We start from the raw sequence: 19,050 nt of genomic DNA, 5'->3' as shown, positions 1-19,050 counted from the left end.
GGCCCCGTCCGTGTGTCAGCCCTCGTTCCGGACGGGACGGCCCTTCCGGGAAGGCATGATGACGATCTTGCGGTATTCCCCCTCGCCCCGGCTTTTCGTTACCAGGGCTGCATCGTTCTGCAGGGCAAGGTGAATGATCCGCCGGTCGTGGGCGTTCATGTTGCTGACCGTGACGGCTTTCCGGGTCTTCTTGACCTTTTCGCCCAGTTTCGCCGCCAGGGTTACCAGAGACTCCTCCCGCCGCTTCCGGTAGGCCTCGATATCGATGACGACGGGCTTGCCTCCGTTGCTACCTTTGTGGAGGGCCTTGTTGACGATGTACTGGATGGCATCCAGGTTCTGTCCATGCTTTCCGATGAGCAGGCCGCTGCACTCGCCCTGAATGTTGAGCCGGATCGTGTCCTCCGTCTCTTCGACGACCACGGGATACTCCAGGTCCATCCGGACGAGGATTCCCACGAGGAGTTCCCTTGCTTTCTCCGCGAACTCGGGATTGAATTCAACCGGGGCCTTCACCGGCAACGCTTCCCGGCTTTCCAAGGCAGGGGGCGCCGGCCGGGCCGACGGTTTTTCCGCTGGTGGAGGTGCCTGGCGGGCGGGCGGTTTCTCCACCTCCACCGCCTTCATCGGCGGGGCGGCGGTCTCCGGCTCCCGGACACGCGCTTTCTCCCGGGGTTTTTCCCTGCGGGCCGCCGGTGTTTCCGGCCCTTCTTCCAGGAGAACCTCCTCCAGGGCCTGGTCGATGGACAGGAGGCCCGCCCTGATTTTCGCCTTCTTCTGCCCGAACCCGAGGAATCCCGACACACCCTCGGAGATGATCTCGATGTTCAGCTTTTCCCGGGGTACGCTGAATTCCCGGCAGGCCTTCTCGATCGCTTCGTCGATGGTTTTTGCTTCAATTTCGAGTGTTTCCATATGGACACCTCTCGTCACGCGACCTTCTTGTTGATGTAGTACTGCTGGCCGATGCTGAAGATGTTGTTGAAGAGCCAGTAGACGACCAGGCCTGAAGGGAAGTTCAGGAACAGGAATGTGAAGATCACGGGCATCCACAGCATGATTTTCTGCTGCATGGCGTCTCCCGTGGAGGGGGTCATCTTCTGCTGCAGCCACATGGTCGCCCCCATGATGACCGGGGTAATGTAATAGGGATCCTTCGCCGACAGATCCTGGATCCACCAGATGAGCGGCGAGTGCCTCAGTTCGATGGCATACATCAGAGCCTTGTAGAGCCCGAAAAAGACGGGAATCTGGATGAGCATGGGCAGGCAGCCGCTCATGGGGTTGATCTTGTGGGCCTTGTAGAGAGCCATGGTCTCCTGGCTGAGGCGCTGCCGGTCGTTCTTGAACTTCTCCTGGATTTCCTTCATCTTGGGCTGCAGCTTCTGCATCTCCTTCATGGACCGGTAACTGATGTTCCCCAGCGGCCAGAAGATGATCTTGATGATGAGCGTGAGCACGATGATGGCGATTCCGTAATTGGGGAGGTACTTGTAGATGAAGTTCAGGACCCACAGGAGCGGCATGGCCAGCCATTTCAGCCATGATCCGAAATCCACCGCATCCTCGAGCCCGACGCCCTGCGCCTTCAAGAGCCCGTGGTCCTTGGGACCCAGAAACAGACTGTAGAGAAAGTAGCCCGCCTGCCCGGGGGGAATGAGGTTCTTGGGTCCCCGGAGGCTTACCGTCGTCATGTCCCGCCCGTCCTTGCCGAGCGACACGGAGGACAGGGACGGGTTCTGCGGTACCATGGCGGCGATGAAGTACTTGTTCTCAAATCCCGTCCAGGCGATGTTGGGTCCCAGAAGCTTGGTGGTCTCGATCTTCTTGATTTCCTGCAACTCCACGCTCTTGCCCACCATGGTGATGGGTCCCAGGTGCGTGTAGCTGTCCGTTTCCGCTTTTGGATCCACGTACTGGGTCCAGTTGAGGGACCCGTTCTGGTTGAGGGGACGCCCCGACAGGTTGGTCGTCTTCACCTCCAGGTCGATGACATACTTCGTCGGATGGAACGTGAAGGTCTTGTCGATGCGGATCTCCCCCGGATAGGTCACGCTGAAGGTCAGGGATCGGCTTTCCTGGGCGGCAGTCAGGTCCAGGGACGTAGTGCTGACCTCAAAGGGACTTTCCCCCGGCACACTCAAATCCGATTCCGGAAACGTCATCGTCAGGGGACGCGGCATCCCCGTCTTCACGTCCACCATCTCGACGAGTGGGGAATCCTGCTGGATCGTTTCACGATATCCCTTCAATTTCAGGGACTTGAGCGTTGCTCCCCGGGTTGAGAAAACCGCCGTATAGAGGAGGGTTTCGATGCGCACGTCTTTTTCCGGCACGGCTGCCGGCGGCGGAGAGGCCATTGCCGGTGCGGCCGGAGCTGCTGAAGCCGAGACAGCGGCGGAGGGGGCTGTCCCCGTCGTCTTGCCTGCCGTCGGGGTTTCCTGCTTGGTCGCCGCCGGTGCCCCCGTCGTCTTGGCGGGCGGTTTCATGAAAAATATCTGGTAGATGAGAACTACCAGAACGGATAAGACAATCGCAAGGATGGTTTTCTTGTCCATGATCGGCCTCTCGATGGGCTGTTACCGGACGGGATCAAACCCGCCTGGATGAAACGGATGGCAACGGGCCAGCCTCTTCAGGCCGAGCCAGAGTCCGCGAAACGGCCCATACCGCTCGATAGCCGTACGGGCGTACTCGGAACAGCTCGGGTGGAAACGGCAAGAAGGAGCCAGGAAGGGTGAAATGGCAGCCTGGTAGAACCGGATGGCCAGGATCAAAACCTTTGCCAGCAGGTCCCTGATTGGACGGTCAGACATCAGTTCTCGAAATCAGCAGACTTTCCAGTTCTCCGGCCACATCGGCAAACGTCAGCGGTGGCAGGTTCCGCTTCGGAATGATAACAATGTCTAAGGGAACTGGAAATCCGGATCGGTTGAGCCTGAAAAATTCTCTCAAGAGCCGTTTGATGCGGTTTCGTTTGACCGCATTTCCAACTTTCCGGCTGACGGTGAGTCCCAGCCTGCTGACACCGGAGGAACAACGTACAGTGATGACGGTGAAGTGGGCCGAGTGGCGGCGAATCCCGTGACGATAGATGGCATCGTACTCTTTTTTTTTGCGGATCCGCTCGGTTCTGCGAAAGGTTTGTCTGGTCATGCTCTGCGGATGATTTCACCCGCCGGGCTCCGCCACCCCGCTCTCCTCGTCCGATTCCGGTGTCACACCGCCAGGCGCTTCCTGCCCTTGGCTCTCCTCCTGCTCAGGACTTGACGGCCCCCCCGGGTGGACATCCGAGCCCGGAAACCGTGGGTCCTTTTCCGCTTCTTATTTGTTGTATTCCTTAATGTTTTCTTCATCGTGTCCGTTCCCGAAAATAGAAATAGGTCGTGTGATAAACCATAATCACCACCCCTTGTCAAGGTTTATTCAGCCGGTGGCACCATGGATTTCCTCCACCTGCAAGAGAAATACTTGTGCGATATCGGAATCTTGGCACTACCCAGGGGATCGATACCCCTGCCGCGGCCGACGGCGTCCTCCCTGGTCGGGAGGCAGACAGGCGCAACCGCTGCATGCGCCAAAATTCACCGACCGGGATAACGGGAAGGCTGTGGCTCGCCGGGGAGGGGCTCCGGCTTCCGCTCCTGCGGCCGGTTTTCCTGCGCCGGGGTCTGCAGGCCGCCGGGAGCGGAGGTCTCCGGAGAAGCACCCGGCGCCTTCTCATCCTGCCCGGGCGTAATGGTTATGCCCCTGGCCTCATCGCTGACGGCCTCCCTGGCATCCTGCAGGACTTCCTCATATTCCTCGATTACGATTCCCCGCCGCACCATGATCCCGTATATCTTCTGGGAACGGTAGTTTACATAGCGCGAGTTTCCGGTGGGACTGTACAGACGCGGGTTCGGCAGGACCGCGGCGAGGCGCGCCGCCTCCATGGCCGACAGTGCCGACGCGGTTTTCCCGAAGTGGTGCCGGGCGGCCATCTCGATTCCGAAGATTCCCTCCCCCCACTCGGCAACGTTAAGATAGAGCTCAAGAATCCTCTTTTTCGACAGGTTCTCCTCCATGCGCCATGTATAAATGGCCTCACGGATCTTGCGGACGGGATTTCTGGACGGCGTGAGAAACAGGTTTTTTGCCAGCTGCTGGCTGATGGTGCTCCCCCCAACCTTGAACTTCTTCTGCTTCAGGTCTTTCTCGATGGCCTTCTGGATCGCATCGTAGTCGAATCCCTCATGACGCCAGAACTTGTCGTCCTCGGCAATGATCACCGCTTTGACGACATAGGGAGAAATCCTGCCGAGCGGCACCCATCGCTGCTGGATCCGGATGCCCTTCCCCTGGCTTCGCCACTCGTCCTCCCGGTATTCCATGAAGGACGTCTTCACGGGGTTCACCTTCTGGAACTTCGAAACACCGGGCCAGACGAAGGAGAGACCGATGCTGCCGATCAGCCACACCACGGGGATCAGAAGAAGAAGCCAGATCCACTTTTTCTTGACGATATTCTTTATCCTTTTTCCGGTTCTTTTCCTCATCGCTCACCGATCCGTACGGAGCCTTTGTTCCGACTCGCCCGGCGGTACCGCCGGGGGTCCCTTCATACATCAACACAACCCGTTTGCAAAGCAGGATTCTCCGAAATCACAAAGCTTTTAGCGCCTTGAAGGGATGGGAGGCAAAAAAAAATTGACTTGGGGGGTTTGTTCAGATACAAGAGGCGCACATGTCATCACGTGTACAGTTCATTTTCTGCCGAAATCTGTGCACCGCCTCTTAGTGGGGCATCCCCCGACTTCCAAGAAGGAGGTACTTCCATGATGAGACGGCAGATTTGTGTTTCGCTGGGACTGATCGTCCTGCTCTCCGTGATTTTCATCCATACGGAGTGCCTTGCCGACTCGAAGTACCGGGTCAAATCCGGTACCAATCTTTACACCATCGCGAAAAAACATGGTGTTTCCGTTGATGCCATCAAAAAGGCCAACAACCTGACATCCGACCGGCTCAAACTCGGGCAGGTCCTGACCATTCCGTCAACAAGCGCAAAAAGCGCATCCAGGACCGCGGTAAAGAGCGCCAAGGCCGCTTCCCACGGCAGATCGGCAACAGCCAGGACAACGACCTACACGGTCAGGTCGGGCGACACCCTCTCCGGCATCTCCAAGAAAACGGGCATCTCTGTAGCACAACTCAAGAAACTCAACAATCTTCGCGCCAGTAAGCTGAAACCCGGGAGCAGAATTGTTCTGGCACGGGTCGCTTCAGGAACTCAGCATTCAGAGAGGAGCGAGCCGCGCCTGCGGACAGCAGCAATGAGCGACGAGGATGAACTGGATGAAGATGAAGGCGCGGCGCCCACACCGGAGGATCTTGCCAAGATCGAGGAAGATATAGTTTCCAGCGCCGATCTCATGGGGAACTGGAGAAATCCGGAGGAGCAGCAGTTGTTCGTGAAGGTCGTCAAGGGCTTTCTGGGCGCTCCCTACCGGTTCGGCGGTTCGACCGTGCGAGGCATTGACTGCTCGGGCTTCGTGGCCAAGATCTACCAGTTTTTTGATGTCAACCTGCCCCGTACGGCCCGTGAGCAGTCCAGGGTGGGCATGAACGTTGACAAGGACGAGCTGGACGTGGGAGATCTCGTCTTTTTCAATACGCGCCGCGCTTTCGGCCACGTCGGCATTTACATCGGCAACAACCAGTTCATCCACGCGGCGGCGGGAAAGAAGCGCGAGGTGAGCATCAACAACCTGGACGATCCCTATTACAGCAAGCGCTTTGTGAAGGCCGTCCGGCTGAAAGGCAAGGAAAAGGAGCAGGCCAAGACGGGAAACGGAAGCGTTTAAATAACGTGGTTCCCGCATCATACAGGAGGAGGGGCTGCCCCGGGGCCGCCCCTCCTTTTTTTTGTTTCCCGCCGGTTGTCCGTGGACCCGTTACCAACGATCCCGGCTGGAATTGCCCCGCCGATTCCGCCACCGAAAAATGCTTTACATGAACTTCTCGAAACGCTCCTTTTTGGCCTTACAGATCGGACAGACCCCGGGAGGTTCCTCCCGGGCACACAGGTAGCCGCAAACCCGGCAACGCCAGACGGGATATGCCAGACCTCCACCGGCCACACTGCGGGACGGCTCCGGAGCGCTGGAAACGGGCCCGGGCCCCCCCGGCGGACGTCGGTCCGGAATCGATTCCAGATCGCGGGCTCCGCTCAGGATCTCATCGGACACGTAGAGGGCGCAATAGCAGGCACCGAAGTCATTCAGGTCCGGATCCCGGTAGTCGCAGGGACAGACAATGTCCAGATCCTCCTCCCGAACCCCGGAGGCGAGACGGCACGGACAAGCCCGGTATCCATAGCGTTCCTCGTTGGCGAGAAGCCCTTCCACAAGGTCCCGGACAAAGGCTTCGTCGGGATTCAGGCGATACCCGGCGTCCTCGGCCTCCCGCCTCAGCCGGACACAGGCCTGCTCAATGATCGAAGGGTTCATTTTTTCAAAGCTTCCCGTATCTTCGCCTCGTTGAAGCCGACGATGCACTGGCTTCCGTTGATGACCATGGACGGAAACGAACAGGCGGGATTCCATTTCTTCACTTCCTCCATGGCCTGCCGCTTCTCTTCCTTGTCCAAAAGGTCCACATCCGTGTAATCGTAGGCCACCTTCATCTCGCCCAGCAGCGCCTTGGTCTTCTTGCACCAACCACAGGTGCTCAGGGCATACAGCATGATGCTCCCCCGGTTTTCCCCTTCCATATGCTCAACGGTCATCATCTCACCTCATGATTTCATGGCCCCGTGTCGGTCACGTCCTGCCCGCCCAATCATCCGCCGGATCACTTCAGCCGGGGATCGACTCCAGTGAAACCGCAGTCCGGCTGATAGCAGGTCACATTCAGGAACTCGCACTTCTGCCGGCAGGCCGGACATTCCACCGGCGGCTTTTCCGCCTGGATTGTATTGCCGCAGTTGCTGCACTTCCACCAGACATCCGGCAACTTCTTTTCATCCGTCATGGCTCCACCCCCTCTCCGGACGGTATGGATGCATCCTACCACATCGGCCAAGACCAAAGAAGCCCCGAATCACCGGCTCCATTCGTGGCTGTTCCCTCCCGGCCTCTTGACCGGGGCCGCCGAATATGGGATGCAGGTACTGCCGACATTGGAATTACATGCCTCAAGGGATCTCCAGGGGCACACTCCGGGTGACGTCCCGCAACAGGCTCAAGGCCCCGGTGGGGCAGCCGTCGACACAGATCCCGCAACCCATGCAGAGGAGCGGATCGACGACGGCTTTATCCCCTATCAGGCCGATCGCCCGGAAGGGGCAGGCTCCGACACAGTTCCCGCAACCGACGCAGAGACTCGCATCCATCCAGCAGACATATCCTGAAGAAGCCAGCATGGGACTCCCGTCCCGATAGGCATTCATGGCTCCGCAGCAGCAGGAGCAGCAGTTGCAGATGGCATAGAAGCGGTCCAGCATGGCATCCTTGAAGAACGCATGGTGAACGTGTCCCCGGTCATGCTCCGCCTTCAGGATGGATGCCGCTTCCTCCGGCGTAATCCAGCGGCTCTTCCGGGGGTTGTGCTCGCGGGCGAATGAGGCGAACGGCTCTCCGACAACAAGACACACGTCCAGGGGCCTGCAAGGGTCGGCCCGGTGAGCGCGGCAGGGACACTCGAGAGCAACCATCCGGTCCGGCTCGCGTAGAATCAGGTCCCGGGCCACGGGATAGGGAACGACCGATTCCATGCCTTGCAGGCAAACCTCCCGCTGGACGGACACAAGGCGGATCGCGCCCTCCAGTGGCATCACCTTGCCGTGGTATGCATCGGCGAAGCTTGTTTTTCCTGGCGGCATGCCGCTGTCCGGACACCGGACGCTTCGTTCGTAAAGTTCCAGGAGCAGCCGGGCGGGAGGCCCGAGGATCCTTGCCAGGGGATGGCATCCCGTTGCCATGCCGACATACAGGGAAGGCCACCGGCCGTAAACGTATCCATGAACAAAGTCCAGGAATCCATATCCGGGCACGGATTCGGCTTCCCGGAGAAAGGCCCGGGTGGACGGTTTGACCGGAAGCCCGGACAGAAAAGAGAAAAGCGATTTCATCGACCACTCCGGTATGACAGTTTGCCGGACATGTCAATGTGGAGGAACATGATGAACACGTTCAAGAAGGCAGCCCGGCAGGTTTTTGAAGAAGCACGCCGGGACGGACGTCTCCTGGAGGGGCTCTCCCTCACCGAAATCAAGGATATCGCCACGCGCCAGGAGGATGTGATCCGTACGTCCTTCGGATCCCTGGCCTCCGATTCGGAGCCCATGAACCGGTCGGCCCCCCATACCAAAAACAGCGTCGACGACGCCTTCGGCACGGAAGAGGACGCCCTGGCGGAACAGGCCGTCTACTGCCTCCGGAACGAGCGGATCGTCTCCCTTGACGTCCTCGTCGGCGACGGCCGAAACGGGGTGTCCTGCCGTTTCCTGATCCCTGAGCACTTCGCCCAGATCGCCTACGGCCTGAAGCTTCTCTTCGACGACTCCCCGGCTCCGCGCAGCGTCGAGGACCCGACCTACACGATTCTCTTCTTCACCGACGAGGCCTTCCGGCTCAACCGGTTCCGGAAGCTTCTCGAAAAAGACCTGACGGTCCGCCTGATGATGGGCAGCCGCCGGGGAGAGCAGGTCAAGATCTGCCGCAACACGATGTACCTCGGGGAGGGGAAAAAAGGGGTGTTCCATTTCGAGAACTGGCGGGTCAAGGCCATCGACCGGACGGGCATCTTTCTCCATGCCGGGGCACGCCGGGACAGGCTGTGGGTCTTCTCTCCGGAGACGGACCGGCCGGAACTGACAGAAGTCGTCACCGCCGTCTCCGGCCTCACCGCCACGGGAAAGACCACCACCCTCTGCCGGTCCTTTGCCCGGCTGCCCCGGGAGACCTCCGAGATGATCGGCGACGACGGCGGGACCTTCGGCTTCGACGGCGGCTACGAGGCCTTCGAAATGGGCGGGCTCTACGTGAAGACGGAAGGCCTCGACGAAAGCCAGCCGGAGATCCTCCGGGCCGCCGAGTCCCGGGATGCCTTCCTGGAAAACGTGGCCGTTACGAAATATCCCTATATGCCCGATTTCCGGGACACCTCCAAGACGGGAAACGGCCGGGCCATCGTCACCCGGGCCAATCTGGAGATCGCGAGCCCCGGCCTCCGGGCGGACCGGGTCCACAACATCATCATCCTGACCCGGAACCCTCTCGCCAACGTCCTCTCCCGCCTTACTCCCGAGCAGGCGGTCATGCAGTTTCTCTACGGCGAGTCGATCGAGTCGAGCGGCGGCAATCCCGAAGAGGCGGGAAAGTTCAAACGGGAGATCTTCCTCGATCCCTTCCTGACTGGGAACCGGCTGGAGCACGCCATGCTCTTCCATGAAATCCTGATGAAGAACCCCACCCGTTGCTACCTGGCCAACACGGGAACCATCGGCGCCTTCGAGCGAAAGGTCACCCTCCGCCAGTCCCTGGCCTCCTACAACGACCTGGTGCGCCGCCAGATCCGCTTCAGCTCCGACGCGGACATCCTGGGATACTCCTATCCCGTCCAGTGCGACCGGGCAAACCTGGACATGATGGTCGCTTCCCGGCTGCATGAGGATACAGCAGTCCTGAAAAAGAAAGTCCGGGACTTCTTCCGGGGACGGCAGGCCTTCCTGGAGGAGTTCGAGGGAATGTACGGCCGGATTCCCGACAACATCCGGGAGTCCCTGCCCTACATGCTGGAGGAGTAAGACGGCGGCCCGGCCTCGTCCGCCGCCCGGCCGCTCAACTGGCCGCAGGCGGCGAGGATGTCGCTCCCCTTGCTGGCCCGGAGGATCGCCGTGTAGTGCCGGCGGATGAGGATGTCCCGGAAGGCCTGCACCGCCTCTTCCGAGGGACTGCGGTAGGGGGACCCGGGGAATTCGTTGAAGGCGATGAGGTTGATCTTGCAGCGGAGCCCCCGGAGAAGCCGGGCGAGCGTCTCCGCGTCGGCCGGCGCGTCGTTGATCCCCCCGATGAGGATATACTCGAAGGTCAACATCCTTCGCCCCGGCATGGGATAGTCGCGACAGGCCTTCAGGAGCGCCGCCAGGGGATACTTTTGATTGACCGGCATGAGCTCGCTGCGACGCCGGTCGTCCGGGGCGTTCAGGGAGACGGCGAGGTTCACGCAGAGGTCTTCCCCAAGCCGGAGAATCCGGGGCGCCAGGCCGCAGGTGGACACGGTGATTTTCCGGGTCGAGAATCCCAGCCCATAGTCGGAGGTCAGGTTCTTCAGGGCCTTGACCGTGTTTTGGTAGTTGGCCAGGGGCTCCCCCATCCCCATGAGGACGATGTTCTTCACGTCGGGCCCCTCGGGGGTGCCGAACCGGATCCGCGTCACCTGCCCCGTGATCTCCGACGGCAGGAGATCACGCCCGAAGCCCGTCTTCCCCGTCAGGCAGAACCGGCAGCCCATGGCGCAGCCCGCCTGGGTGGAGACGCAGGCGGTCCAATGATTCTTCCCCGGGATCAGGACGCTCTCGATGAACCGCCGGTCCCGCAGCCGGAAGAGGATCTTCTTCGTCCCGTCCCGGGAGACCTGATCGCCGGCGATCTCCGGCTGGTCCAGGGAGGCCTGGATCTCCATCTGTTCACGGAACGGCCGGGATAGGGTCGTCATCTCCGCAAAGGACTCCACCGGCGTGTTGTAGAGCCACTTCATGATCTGGCGGGCCCGGTAGCGCTCCTTCCCCATCCCGGCGATGAAGGCCTCCAGCTCTTCCAGCGTCATGTCCCGGAGATTCGGTTTTTTCATGGAACTACCCGCAGGGAAAGGCTTGGACAATCGGTTACAGCTCCCTCGCCAACCGCTCCGCCACGGCATCGATGAATCCCTCTGTGGTCACCTTCCGGTTTCGCGAATCCGGATCGGCCAGGGCCAGGAGATCGCCCGTCATGGTCCCGTCCTCGATGGTCCCAATGGCGGCCTTCTCTACGGCATCGGCAAAGGCGCCGACGTCCGGCGTCCCGTCCATCTCGCCCCGTTTCCGGAGGGCTCCCGTCCAGGCGAAGATGAGGGCCATCGAGTTGGTGGACGTGACTTCCCCCTTGAGGTGCCTGTAGTAGTGCTTCTGCACCGTCCCGTGGGCCGCCTCGAACTCATACCACCCGCGGGGAGACACGAGGACGGAGGTCATCATGGCCAGGCTGCCGCATGCGGAGGCGACCATGTCGGACAGGACGTCGCCGTCATAGTTCTTCAGCGCCCAGAGCATTCCCCCCTCGGACTTCATGACCCGGGCCACCGCGTCGTCGATGAGGGTGAAGAAATACTCCCGCCCCTCCTTCTCGAAGGCCTGTTTCCAGTTCTGATTGTACTCCCGCTGGAAGACCTCCCGGAACCGGGCATCGTAGGTCTGGGAGATGGTGTCCTTCGTGCTGAACCAGACGTCCACCTTCCGGTCCAGGGCGTAGGTGAAGCAGGCCCGGGCGAAGCTCTCGATGGAGGCGTCGGTGTTGTGGATTCCCTGGATGATGCCGGGCCCCGTGAAGGTGTGGATGGTCTTTTGGAGAGGCTCGCCGCCGTCGGAGGGCCGGAACACGATCTCCGCCGTCCCCTCTCCGGGCACGCGGATCTCGACACCGCTGTAGACGTCGCCGTAGGCGTGGCGGCCGATGATGATGGGATGCTTCCAGGAGCTCACGGAAGGCCGGATGTTCTTTACGAGGATCGGCGTCCGGAACACCGTCCCGTCCAGGAAGGCCCGGATGGTGGCGTTGGGGCTCTTCCACGCTTCCTTCAGCGAATACTCCCGGACACGGTCCTCGTTGGCGGTGATGGTGGCGCACTTGACGCCCACGCCTAGCCTCGCCACGGCCCGGGCGGCATCGACCGTCACCCGGTCGTCCGTCTCGTCGCGGTGTTTCAGGTGCAGATCGTAGTACTCCAGGGACATCTCCAGGAAGGGAAACAGCAGTTTCTGCTTCACCATCGCCCACATGACACGGGTCATCTCGTCCCCGTCCATCTCGACAAGGGGCGTTTTGACGACAATTTTTGCAGCCTTGACCATGAATGACAACTCCCGTTCGTAATGGTTTTCCCGGACCCCGCGGCGCTTCCCGCCGGGAGTCCCGTTTTCCTTCTTCAGCCGTTACGCAGGTTCAGAGCCCCGCCGGCCAGGATCATGCGCTTCTGGCGGTCCGTCAGGTCGCAGGTCACCCGGAAGGAGGTCCCCTTCGTCCGGTTCTCCAACACCAGCGATCCGTTTTTCAGCAGGGATTCCCGGATGCCCGGAACCTCCAGGCGGTCTCCCTGATCGACTCGGTCGTAATCCCTCCCGTCGGCGAAGACGAGCGGCAGGATCCCGAAATTGACCAGGTTCGCCGCATGAATACGCTCAAAGGATCGGGCGATGACGGCCCGCACCCCCAGGTACATGGGACAGATGGCGGCGTGCTCCCTGGACGATCCCTGGCCGTAGGAAAGGCCGGCGATGATGGCGTTCTGTTTTCCCTCGCTCTGGATCTTCCGGGCCCGCCGGTGGAAATGATTGTCCACGATCTCGAAGACGTATTCGGAATACTTGGGGATGTTGGACCGGTACTTCATCCGGTCCCCCGCCGGGATGATGTGGTCCGTCGTGATGGCGTCCCCCACCTTGATGGCCGCCTCCATCCGGAGATCCTCCGGGAGCGGTGTGTTGGCCGGAGGCTCCCCGATGTTGGGACCGCGGTAGACCTCCACCGCCTGGGCGGCCTCGACGTCCGGAGGAGACAGGATCAGCCCGTCGTCGATGTGGAACCGCTCCGGAAGGGAAATCTCCGGAAAGGGCATCCGGAGCTCCCGGGGATCCGTGATGCGCCCTTCCAGCGCGGCGGCCGCCGCCGTCTCGGGGCTTACCAGGTAGACCCGGGCGTCCTTCGTCCCCGACCGGCCGAAGAAGTTCCGGTTCGAGGTCCGGAGGGAAACGGCCTCCGTGCGGGGGCTCTGGCCGCTTCCGATGCAGAAGCCGCAGGCGTTTTCCATGAGCCGGGCGCCGGAGGCCAGCAGGTCTTCCAGGTATCCGTCCCGGAGCAGGTTCTCCAGAACCTGCCGGGACCCCGGGGCAATAACAAAGCTGACGTCGGGATGGACGGACCGGCCCTTCAGGATGCGGGCCACCGTCGCCAGATCCCGGTAGGAGGAATTTGTGCAGCTGCCGAGGCAGACCTGGTCCACCCCGATCCCGGCGATCTCCCGGACAGGGCTGACGTTGTCGGGGCTGTGGGGCTTCGCCGCCATGGGCTCCAGCATGGACAGGTCGATCTCCACCACGCGGTCATAGGATGCGTCCGGGTCCGCTTCCAGGGAAACCCAGGCGGATTCGCGGTCCTGGGCCCGGAGAAAACGGCGGGTCTGTTCGTCGCTGGGGAAGACGGATGTCGTGACGCCGCACTCGGCCCCCATGTTGGCGATGGTCGCCCGCTCGGGAACGGCGAGGCCCGCCAGGCCTTCCCCGCCGTACTCGAAGACCGTGCCCACGTTGCCCTTGGCGGAAAAGATCTCCAGCACCTTCAGGATGATGTCCTTGGCTGAGACCCAGGGCCGGAGCTTTCCGGACAGCCGGATCCCGACGACCCGGGGGCAGGTCAGCCAGAAGGCCTCCCCGGCCATGGCCAGCGCCACGTCCAGACCACCGACGCCGATGGCCAGCATGCCCAGCCCGCCTCCGGTAGGGGTGTGGCTGTCGGAGCCGACCAGGGTCTTCCCGGGGCGTCCGAACCGCTCCAGGTGCACCTGGTGGCAGATGCCGTTTCCCGCCCGGGAAAGGTGGATGCCGTACCGCCGGGCCACCGTCTGGAGATAGCGGTGGTCGTCGGCATTCTCGAAACCGATCTGTACGGTGTTGTGGTCTATGTAGCTGACGGACAGCTCCGTCCGGACACGGGGGATTCCCATGGACTCGAACTGCAGGTAGGCCATGGTTCCCGTGGCGTCCTGGGTCAGGGTCTGGTCGATGCGGATGGCGATCTCCTCGCCGGGTCCGAATGTTCCCTTTACCAGGTGACCGGCGATGATCTTTTCGGTGATGGTTTTTCCCGGCATGGCTCCTCTACGATGCCCCTCCATACGAAAACAGGAAGGGGTCGGAGGCGGGGCTCCGGCTCTCCCCTCCCCTCCAACCCCTTCGTGATGAATCCCGGTTCGCCTCGCCCTCAGTCCTTCGGCAGGAGAATGATGGCGATCCGCCGGTTCTTCTGGCGGCCATCCGGCGTGCTGTTGTCCGCGATGGGCTTGTACTCGCCGTAGGCGGCGGCCGACAGGATCTTCGGGTCGATCCCGTTTTCTTCAAGGAAACGGGCGACATTGATGGCCCGGGCGGCCGAGAGCTCCCAGTTGGTCGGGAAGCGCTTGGCCAGACGCCCGGAGATCTTCACATTGTCCGTGTGCCCCTCGACGCGGATGGCCTTGTCCTGCACCTTGCCAAGGATGTCCACGATCCGCTTGAGAATCGCCAGGCCGTCCTTCTTCACCTCCGACTGGCCCGAATCGAAGAGGATCTGGTCCGCCAGTCCGAGGGTCAGCTTTCCCTTCAGCTCCTCGATGGTCACCTGGCCCCTGGCCATCTCGCCTTTCATCTCCCGGAGCAGGTCCTTGTAGGCCTGGCTCTCCGTCTGGATCTCCTCCTTCTTCTTCTGCAGCGACTTGATGTCGACGCTCTTCTGCTGGAGTTCGGTCATGATCCGCTGCAGGTCGCGGTCGCATTCCTCCTTCTTCTGGATGACATCGGCCTTTTCCTTCTCCAGCTGGTTGTACCTCTGTTGAAGGGCCTTCTCTTCCTCCACCTTTTTCAGGTACGTGCTCTCCTTGACCATGCACCCCGACAGGACCGGAAGAACCAGCAACCCCGCTGCAATCAGAATCACCCCGTTGACGATGAACTTTTTCATGGATTCACTCCTTGATAAAGAATTGCATCTTCAGGTTGCCGACCTCCACCAGGTCGCCGTCCTTCAGGTCATAGCGGGTTTTCACGTCCTGGCCGTTCACCTTGAAGGATTTCCCGCTGGCGGGCGTCATGAAGTACCCTTCCCTGCGGCGGTTCACCAGGGCGGCTACGGACGGCGCGAAGAACCCCTTCAGGCGGATGGCGGCGCTGTCGTCCTTTCCGATCGTCACCACCCGGTCCTTGAGCTCGTATTCCCGCTTTTCCGAGGAGCCCTCGACGACAACAAATCCCCCGAGGACCTCCTCGGCGGCCTTGACGGTCGCTTCCAGCATCCGCTTCTGGGACGCCGGATCGATCACCATCGTCTCGTCCATGGACCGTCCTCTCACGGCCTGCGCCAGCCTGTCCGCCTCCTTGCGGGGCGGGCACTCCACCTCCAGGCTGTGAATCCCGATCAGAACGACATCGCCGTTGTCCAGGTCGATCCTCGTCACCCGCTGCCCGTTCACGAAGGTGCCGTTGAGGCTCCCGAGATCCTCGATGGCAAACGCCTCGCCTTCGGCCAGGATCTTGGCATGGAAACCCGAGACGGCCTGGTTGTCGATGACGATATCGTTTTCCGCCTTTCTGCCGATGGTGATGACGGGCTTGTCAAGCGGGATCTCTTTGATCAAGGCCTCCTTGAACTTCAGCAGAACCCTTGCCATACCTCACCTCCTGAACCATGATGTCAACGCGTGCCAGATGGACGCGACCGGACCCTTTTTCTTCCTGATTTCCGCCAGGACCACGGTGATGTTGTCCCGTCCGCCGTGGTCGTTGGCCATCGCGATCAGCCTGTCGCAGGCCGCATCGAAATCCTCCGCCGTCTCGACGACGGACAGGATCTCCCCGTCGGAGACCATGGTATTCAGCCCGTCGGAGCAGAGGACAATCCTGTCCCCATCGGCCACGGTCATCTCGTCGAGATCCACCCGGACCTCCGGCGCAATGCCCAGTGCCCGGGTCAGGATGTTCCGGTTTTCCGCCGCCGCGGCCTCCTCGGGGGTGATCATCTCCCGCTTGAGCTGCTCCGCCACAAGGGAGTGATCGTCCGTCAGCTGGATCAGGTCCCCGGCCCGGACCAGGTAGACACGGCTGTCTCCAACATGGGCGATGCCCATGCGTTTGCCCTGAATCAGCACCGCCGCGACCGTCGTTCCCATGCCGGCGTATTTCGCCTGGCCTGCCGCCGCTTCGAAAATAGCCATGTTGGCCAGCCGGATGGCGGCCCCCAGCCGGTTCGTCCCTTCCAGGCAGGACGGATCGAAATCGCCGACAAAGCCTTTCTCGCCGGCCGCGCCGTCGAAGTAGTCCCGGATGATATCCACAGCCATCCGGCTCGCGACCTCTCCGGAGGCGTGCCCCCCCATGCCGTCGGCTACGACGAGGAGGCCGCTGTCCCCGCGGACGTAAAAACCGTCCTCGTTGTTGGCCCTGACCCGTCCCGTGTCGGTTCGTGCGGCAATCCGGAGCATTCCTCGGGAGCCTCCTCCTTACGATTTAAGGGCCTGGGCAAGGTCCCCGGCCATCTCCGATCCCTTCTGGTATCGCTGTTCCCGGTCCTTGGCCAGGGCCTTGTCCAGGATGGCCTGCAAGGCCGGCGGGATGTCCGGGACCAGCTCGGTCACCCGGGGCGGAAGCCCCGTCGTAATGTTGAACATCAGCGTGGCGATGCTGTCTCCTTGGAAGGGCTTCGCCCCCGTCAAGAGCTCGAAGAGCACAACCCCCAGGGAAAACAGGTCGGAACGGCCGTCCACCTTCTGTCCCGCGATCTGCTCCGGAGACATGTAACTCGGCGTACCCAGGACAACCCCCGTCTGGGTCTTCGAAGACGTGACCACACGGGCAATGCCGAAGTCGGCAACCCGGACCTCGCCGTTTTTCAGGACCATGATGTTCGCCGGCTTGATGTCCCTGTGGACGACGTCGTGCTCGTGGGCGTAATCCAGGGCGTTCGCCGTGGCCGTCACGATCCGCACCACCTCGTGGAGGGGCAGGAGGTTTTCCTTCTGGCAGTATTTCGCCAGGTCGGAGCCGGAGAGAAGTTCCATGGCCATGTAGGCGATTTCATAATCCTCACCCACGTCATATATGGTGACGATGTTCGGGTGCGAAAGTCGACCGGCCGCCTCGGCCTCACGGAAGAACCGCTTCTTCACCTCCGCAAGCTGCTCCTCGTCGATGTCCTCGTACCGGAGGGTCTTGATGGCCACCTCCCGGTTGATCTTCGGATCTTTCCCCAGATAGACGGTACCCATGGCGCCTCGGCCGAGCTCCTTTACGACCTCGTAACGGCCCAGCGTCGGTTTCGTCTCGGCGCTGTCGATCAGGACGGTTCCGTCCTTCTTGGCGCCTCCGAGGCCGAAAATCATCGTCTCTCCGGCCACCTTGAGCTTTTTGATCCGGTCGTCGACGTCCTTGAACGGCCCGGCCGTGCGGATATGCTCATAGGCCGCCACGGCCTTGTTGAACATCCGCTTCCGCTCGAAGTCGAGGCCCAGGTTGTAGACGAGATCCTTCACCGACTCGTCCTCCACGGGACATTTCCGGAACTTGTCGAAGGCCATGTCCAGCATCCCCTGGCCCTGGAAGGAAAGTCCGAGCATCTTGTTCGTCTCGATGCCGTCCGCCTCCATGTGCTCCTTGGTTTTCTCCGTCCAGAGGAACCGCTTCGAGACGAGCACGATGTACCCCGCCAGGAGCAGCACGGCGGGATAGGTCATCTTGATCCACCAGCCCTGGGACACCAGGAGAAACATGGACGCGCCGCACCACGCCACCAGAAGGATCAGGGAGATCAGGGCGCTCAGCCAGGCCTTCATATGGGGAATGGCAAGGGCCAGGAAGAGGCCGAAGAGAACCGTCACCGCGATCTCCACCCAGAAGGCCCAGTCGGGCCGGACCACGAAGTCCCGGTTGTCGATGATGTCGGTGATGACATTTGAAAGCCCCACGAACGACGGGACGTTGGGCCCCAGGGGCGTCAACTGGAACGCCCCCAGGCCGACCGCATTCAGGGCGACGAGGACGATTTTATCCTTGAACGCCTCCGGCGGTACCTTGTTGCTGGCCACGTCCACGAACGAATAGACCGTTGGAAACCGTGAATAGCTCACGAACATTCGATTGTCCGGCTGTACGGGAATGACGAGGCGGCCGATGCGGAGTTCCTGCCCCCGGGCCGTCAGGTCGCCGATGCCGTAATTCAGGTACTGCAGGGTCATCTGCAACGGCAGGGACGGGAAGAAGCGGTTTTCATAGTTGATCAGGAGCGGTGCGCTCCTCACGGCGCCGTCGGGATCCATGAGAACGTTCAGGTGGCCCAGGGCCGCGGCTCTCTCGGCAAACTCAGGAATCGGGGGCGTGATCTCGATGGCCGTCAGCCCGCCGGCGAGGCCGGGAAGCGACACGGAATTCCGTTTCAGAACCTCCGGCATGTCCTTCCGCTCGCCGCCGAAAGCGTTTCCAATCTGGAAATACAGGGGCAGGACCACCCGCTTGCTCTCGTCCAAGCTTGCCGCCAGGCGCGTATCGTTGTCGAGGCGGCCCTCCGCATCCTTCAGCATGGTGAAGAGCTGGCCTGACCGGGCAGCACCGCTCTCGAATTCTTTGAGGATGTTCCGGATTTCCAGGAGGCCCTGATTCTGGTCCGGTTCCGAATAGATGATGTTCACCCCCACGACCTTGGCCTCGGCCTGCCGGAGGAACCAGATCATCTGGGCAATGTAGTGGCGGGGCCACGGCCACCGGCCGATCCCGGCAATGCTGGCATCGTCGATGGCCACGACGACGACGGGGGACGGGGCGGTCCGGGCGGAGGGATTCTGCCGCAGGGAAAGCCCCAGGTCATAGGTGCCGTAACCGATTCTTTCCAGGGGTCCCCATTGAAAATACAAAGCCAGAAGGGCCAGAACGGTCAGAATCAGGCCGATCATGGCATCGGCCACGAACGAACCCTTCCACTTGCTCATTGTACTCCCCTGCCCATCTGCATGATGTCTCCCCAACCGTCCGCCTGCTGAATCCCTACAAACCCTTTAAAAAAACTATACAGA

At 61.4% G+C, this 19,050-nt stretch carries 19 protein-coding genes; 2 read left to right on the top strand and 17 right to left on the bottom strand.

Annotated elements, in window-relative coordinates; all coding sequences use genetic code 11:
• Positions 1-15: 15 nt before the first annotated feature.
• The 6 genes from jag to mtgA form a co-directional block, all read right to left on the bottom strand.
• Positions 16-915 (bottom strand): RNA-binding cell elongation regulator Jag/EloR, encoded by a 900-nt coding sequence (gene jag, locus PLO63_02990; protein HOI73093.1) that lies wholly within the window; start codon positions 913-915, stop codon positions 16-18.
• A gap of 14 nt (positions 916-929) precedes the next feature.
• On the bottom strand, positions 930-2,558 hold the full coding sequence (yidC, locus tag PLO63_02985) for a membrane protein insertase YidC (protein HOI73092.1): 1,629 nt from the start codon (positions 2,556-2,558) through the stop codon (positions 930-932).
• A 21-nt stretch (positions 2,559-2,579) separates the two neighbouring features.
• On the bottom strand, positions 2,580-2,816 hold the full coding sequence (yidD, locus tag PLO63_02980; protein HOI73091.1) for a membrane protein insertion efficiency factor YidD: 237 nt from the start codon (positions 2,814-2,816) through the stop codon (positions 2,580-2,582).
• A complete protein-coding gene (gene rnpA, locus PLO63_02975; protein HOI73090.1) occupies positions 2,809-3,156 on the bottom strand; it encodes a ribonuclease P protein component in 348 nt (115 codons plus the stop codon). Before rnpA ends, yidD begins: the two co-directional genes overlap by 8 nt.
• Positions 3,157-3,218: 62 nt before the next feature.
• A complete protein-coding gene (rpmH, locus tag PLO63_02970; protein ID HOI73089.1) occupies positions 3,219-3,356 on the bottom strand; it encodes a 50S ribosomal protein L34 in 138 nt (45 codons plus the stop codon).
• A 228-nt stretch (positions 3,357-3,584) separates the two neighbouring features.
• On the bottom strand, positions 3,585-4,538 hold the full coding sequence (mtgA, locus tag PLO63_02965; GenBank protein ID HOI73088.1) for a monofunctional biosynthetic peptidoglycan transglycosylase: 954 nt from the start codon (positions 4,536-4,538) through the stop codon (positions 3,585-3,587).
• A 279-nt stretch (positions 4,539-4,817) separates the two neighbouring features.
• Here mtgA and PLO63_02960 point away from each other — a divergent pair, with 279 nt between their 5' ends.
• Positions 4,818-5,846 (top strand): NlpC/P60 family protein, encoded by a 1,029-nt coding sequence (locus PLO63_02960; GenBank protein HOI73087.1) that lies wholly within the window; start codon positions 4,818-4,820, stop codon positions 5,844-5,846.
• Between the two features lie 144 nt (positions 5,847-5,990).
• Here PLO63_02960 and PLO63_02955 read toward each other — a convergent pair whose 3' ends face one another.
• The 4 genes from PLO63_02955 to PLO63_02940 all read right to left on the bottom strand — a co-directional run bounded on the left by PLO63_02955 (position 5,991) and on the right by PLO63_02940 (position 8,113).
• On the bottom strand, positions 5,991-6,491 hold the full coding sequence (locus PLO63_02955) for a ferredoxin-thioredoxin reductase catalytic domain-containing protein (protein ID HOI73086.1): 501 nt from the start codon (positions 6,489-6,491) through the stop codon (positions 5,991-5,993).
• Positions 6,488-6,772, bottom strand: a complete 285-nt coding sequence (locus PLO63_02950; protein HOI73085.1) for a glutaredoxin family protein — start codon at positions 6,770-6,772, stop codon at positions 6,488-6,490. Before PLO63_02950 ends, PLO63_02955 begins: the two co-directional genes overlap by 4 nt.
• 62 nt (positions 6,773-6,834) lie before the next feature.
• Entirely contained in the window at positions 6,835-7,014 is a 180-nt protein-coding gene (locus PLO63_02945; protein ID HOI73084.1) for a hypothetical protein, read from the bottom strand.
• A 163-nt stretch (positions 7,015-7,177) separates the two neighbouring features.
• The gene (locus PLO63_02940) at positions 7,178-8,113 is read right to left on the bottom strand and encodes a 4Fe-4S binding protein (GenBank protein HOI73083.1); all 936 of its coding nucleotides are present in this window, start codon (positions 8,111-8,113) and stop codon (positions 7,178-7,180) included.
• Positions 8,114-8,161: 48 nt separating this feature from the next.
• On the opposite strand from PLO63_02940, the gene PLO63_02935 reads away from it, so the two are divergent.
• Positions 8,162-9,790 (top strand): phosphoenolpyruvate carboxykinase, encoded by a 1,629-nt coding sequence (locus PLO63_02935; protein ID HOI73082.1) that lies wholly within the window; start codon positions 8,162-8,164, stop codon positions 9,788-9,790.
• Here PLO63_02935 and rlmN read toward each other — a convergent pair.
• From rlmN to PLO63_02900, 7 genes are all read right to left on the bottom strand, one after another.
• The gene (gene rlmN, locus PLO63_02930; protein HOI73081.1) at positions 9,772-10,836 is read right to left on the bottom strand and encodes a 23S rRNA (adenine(2503)-C(2))-methyltransferase RlmN; all 1,065 of its coding nucleotides are present in this window, start codon (positions 10,834-10,836) and stop codon (positions 9,772-9,774) included. The genes PLO63_02935 and rlmN overlap by 19 nt on opposite strands.
• A gap of 34 nt (positions 10,837-10,870) precedes the next feature.
• A complete protein-coding gene (locus PLO63_02925) occupies positions 10,871-12,094 on the bottom strand; it encodes an NADP-dependent isocitrate dehydrogenase (GenBank protein HOI73080.1) in 1,224 nt (407 codons plus the stop codon).
• Positions 12,095-12,168: 74 nt separating this feature from the next.
• Positions 12,169-14,109, bottom strand: a complete 1,941-nt coding sequence (locus PLO63_02920) for an aconitate hydratase (protein ID HOI73079.1) — start codon at positions 14,107-14,109, stop codon at positions 12,169-12,171.
• 110 nt (positions 14,110-14,219) lie between these two features.
• A complete protein-coding gene (locus tag PLO63_02915) occupies positions 14,220-14,954 on the bottom strand; it encodes an OmpA family protein (protein HOI73078.1) in 735 nt (244 codons plus the stop codon).
• A 4-nt stretch (positions 14,955-14,958) separates the two neighbouring features.
• Positions 14,959-15,660 carry an FHA domain-containing protein gene (locus PLO63_02910; GenBank protein HOI73077.1) on the bottom strand — a complete coding sequence of 234 codons (702 nt, stop codon included), beginning with the start codon at positions 15,658-15,660 and terminating at the stop codon, positions 14,959-14,961.
• A gap of 3 nt (positions 15,661-15,663) precedes the next feature.
• Positions 15,664-16,470, bottom strand: coding sequence for a Stp1/IreP family PP2C-type Ser/Thr phosphatase (locus PLO63_02905; GenBank protein ID HOI73076.1), 807 nt, complete (start codon positions 16,468-16,470; stop codon positions 15,664-15,666).
• Positions 16,471-16,488: 18 nt separating this feature from the next.
• Positions 16,489-18,966: a serine/threonine-protein kinase gene (locus PLO63_02900; GenBank protein HOI73075.1), complete on the bottom strand. Its 2,478-nt coding sequence runs from the start codon at positions 18,964-18,966 to the stop codon at positions 16,489-16,491.
• Positions 18,967-19,050: the final 84 nt, after the last annotated feature.

The sequence above is a fragment of the Syntrophales bacterium genome (genome assembly GCA_035363115.1).
Lineage (GTDB): Bacteria > Desulfobacterota > Syntrophia > Syntrophales > PHBD01 > PHBD01.
The sequence above is the reverse complement of the archived record's forward strand: the minus strand, read 5'-3'. Positions and strand labels throughout refer to the sequence as shown.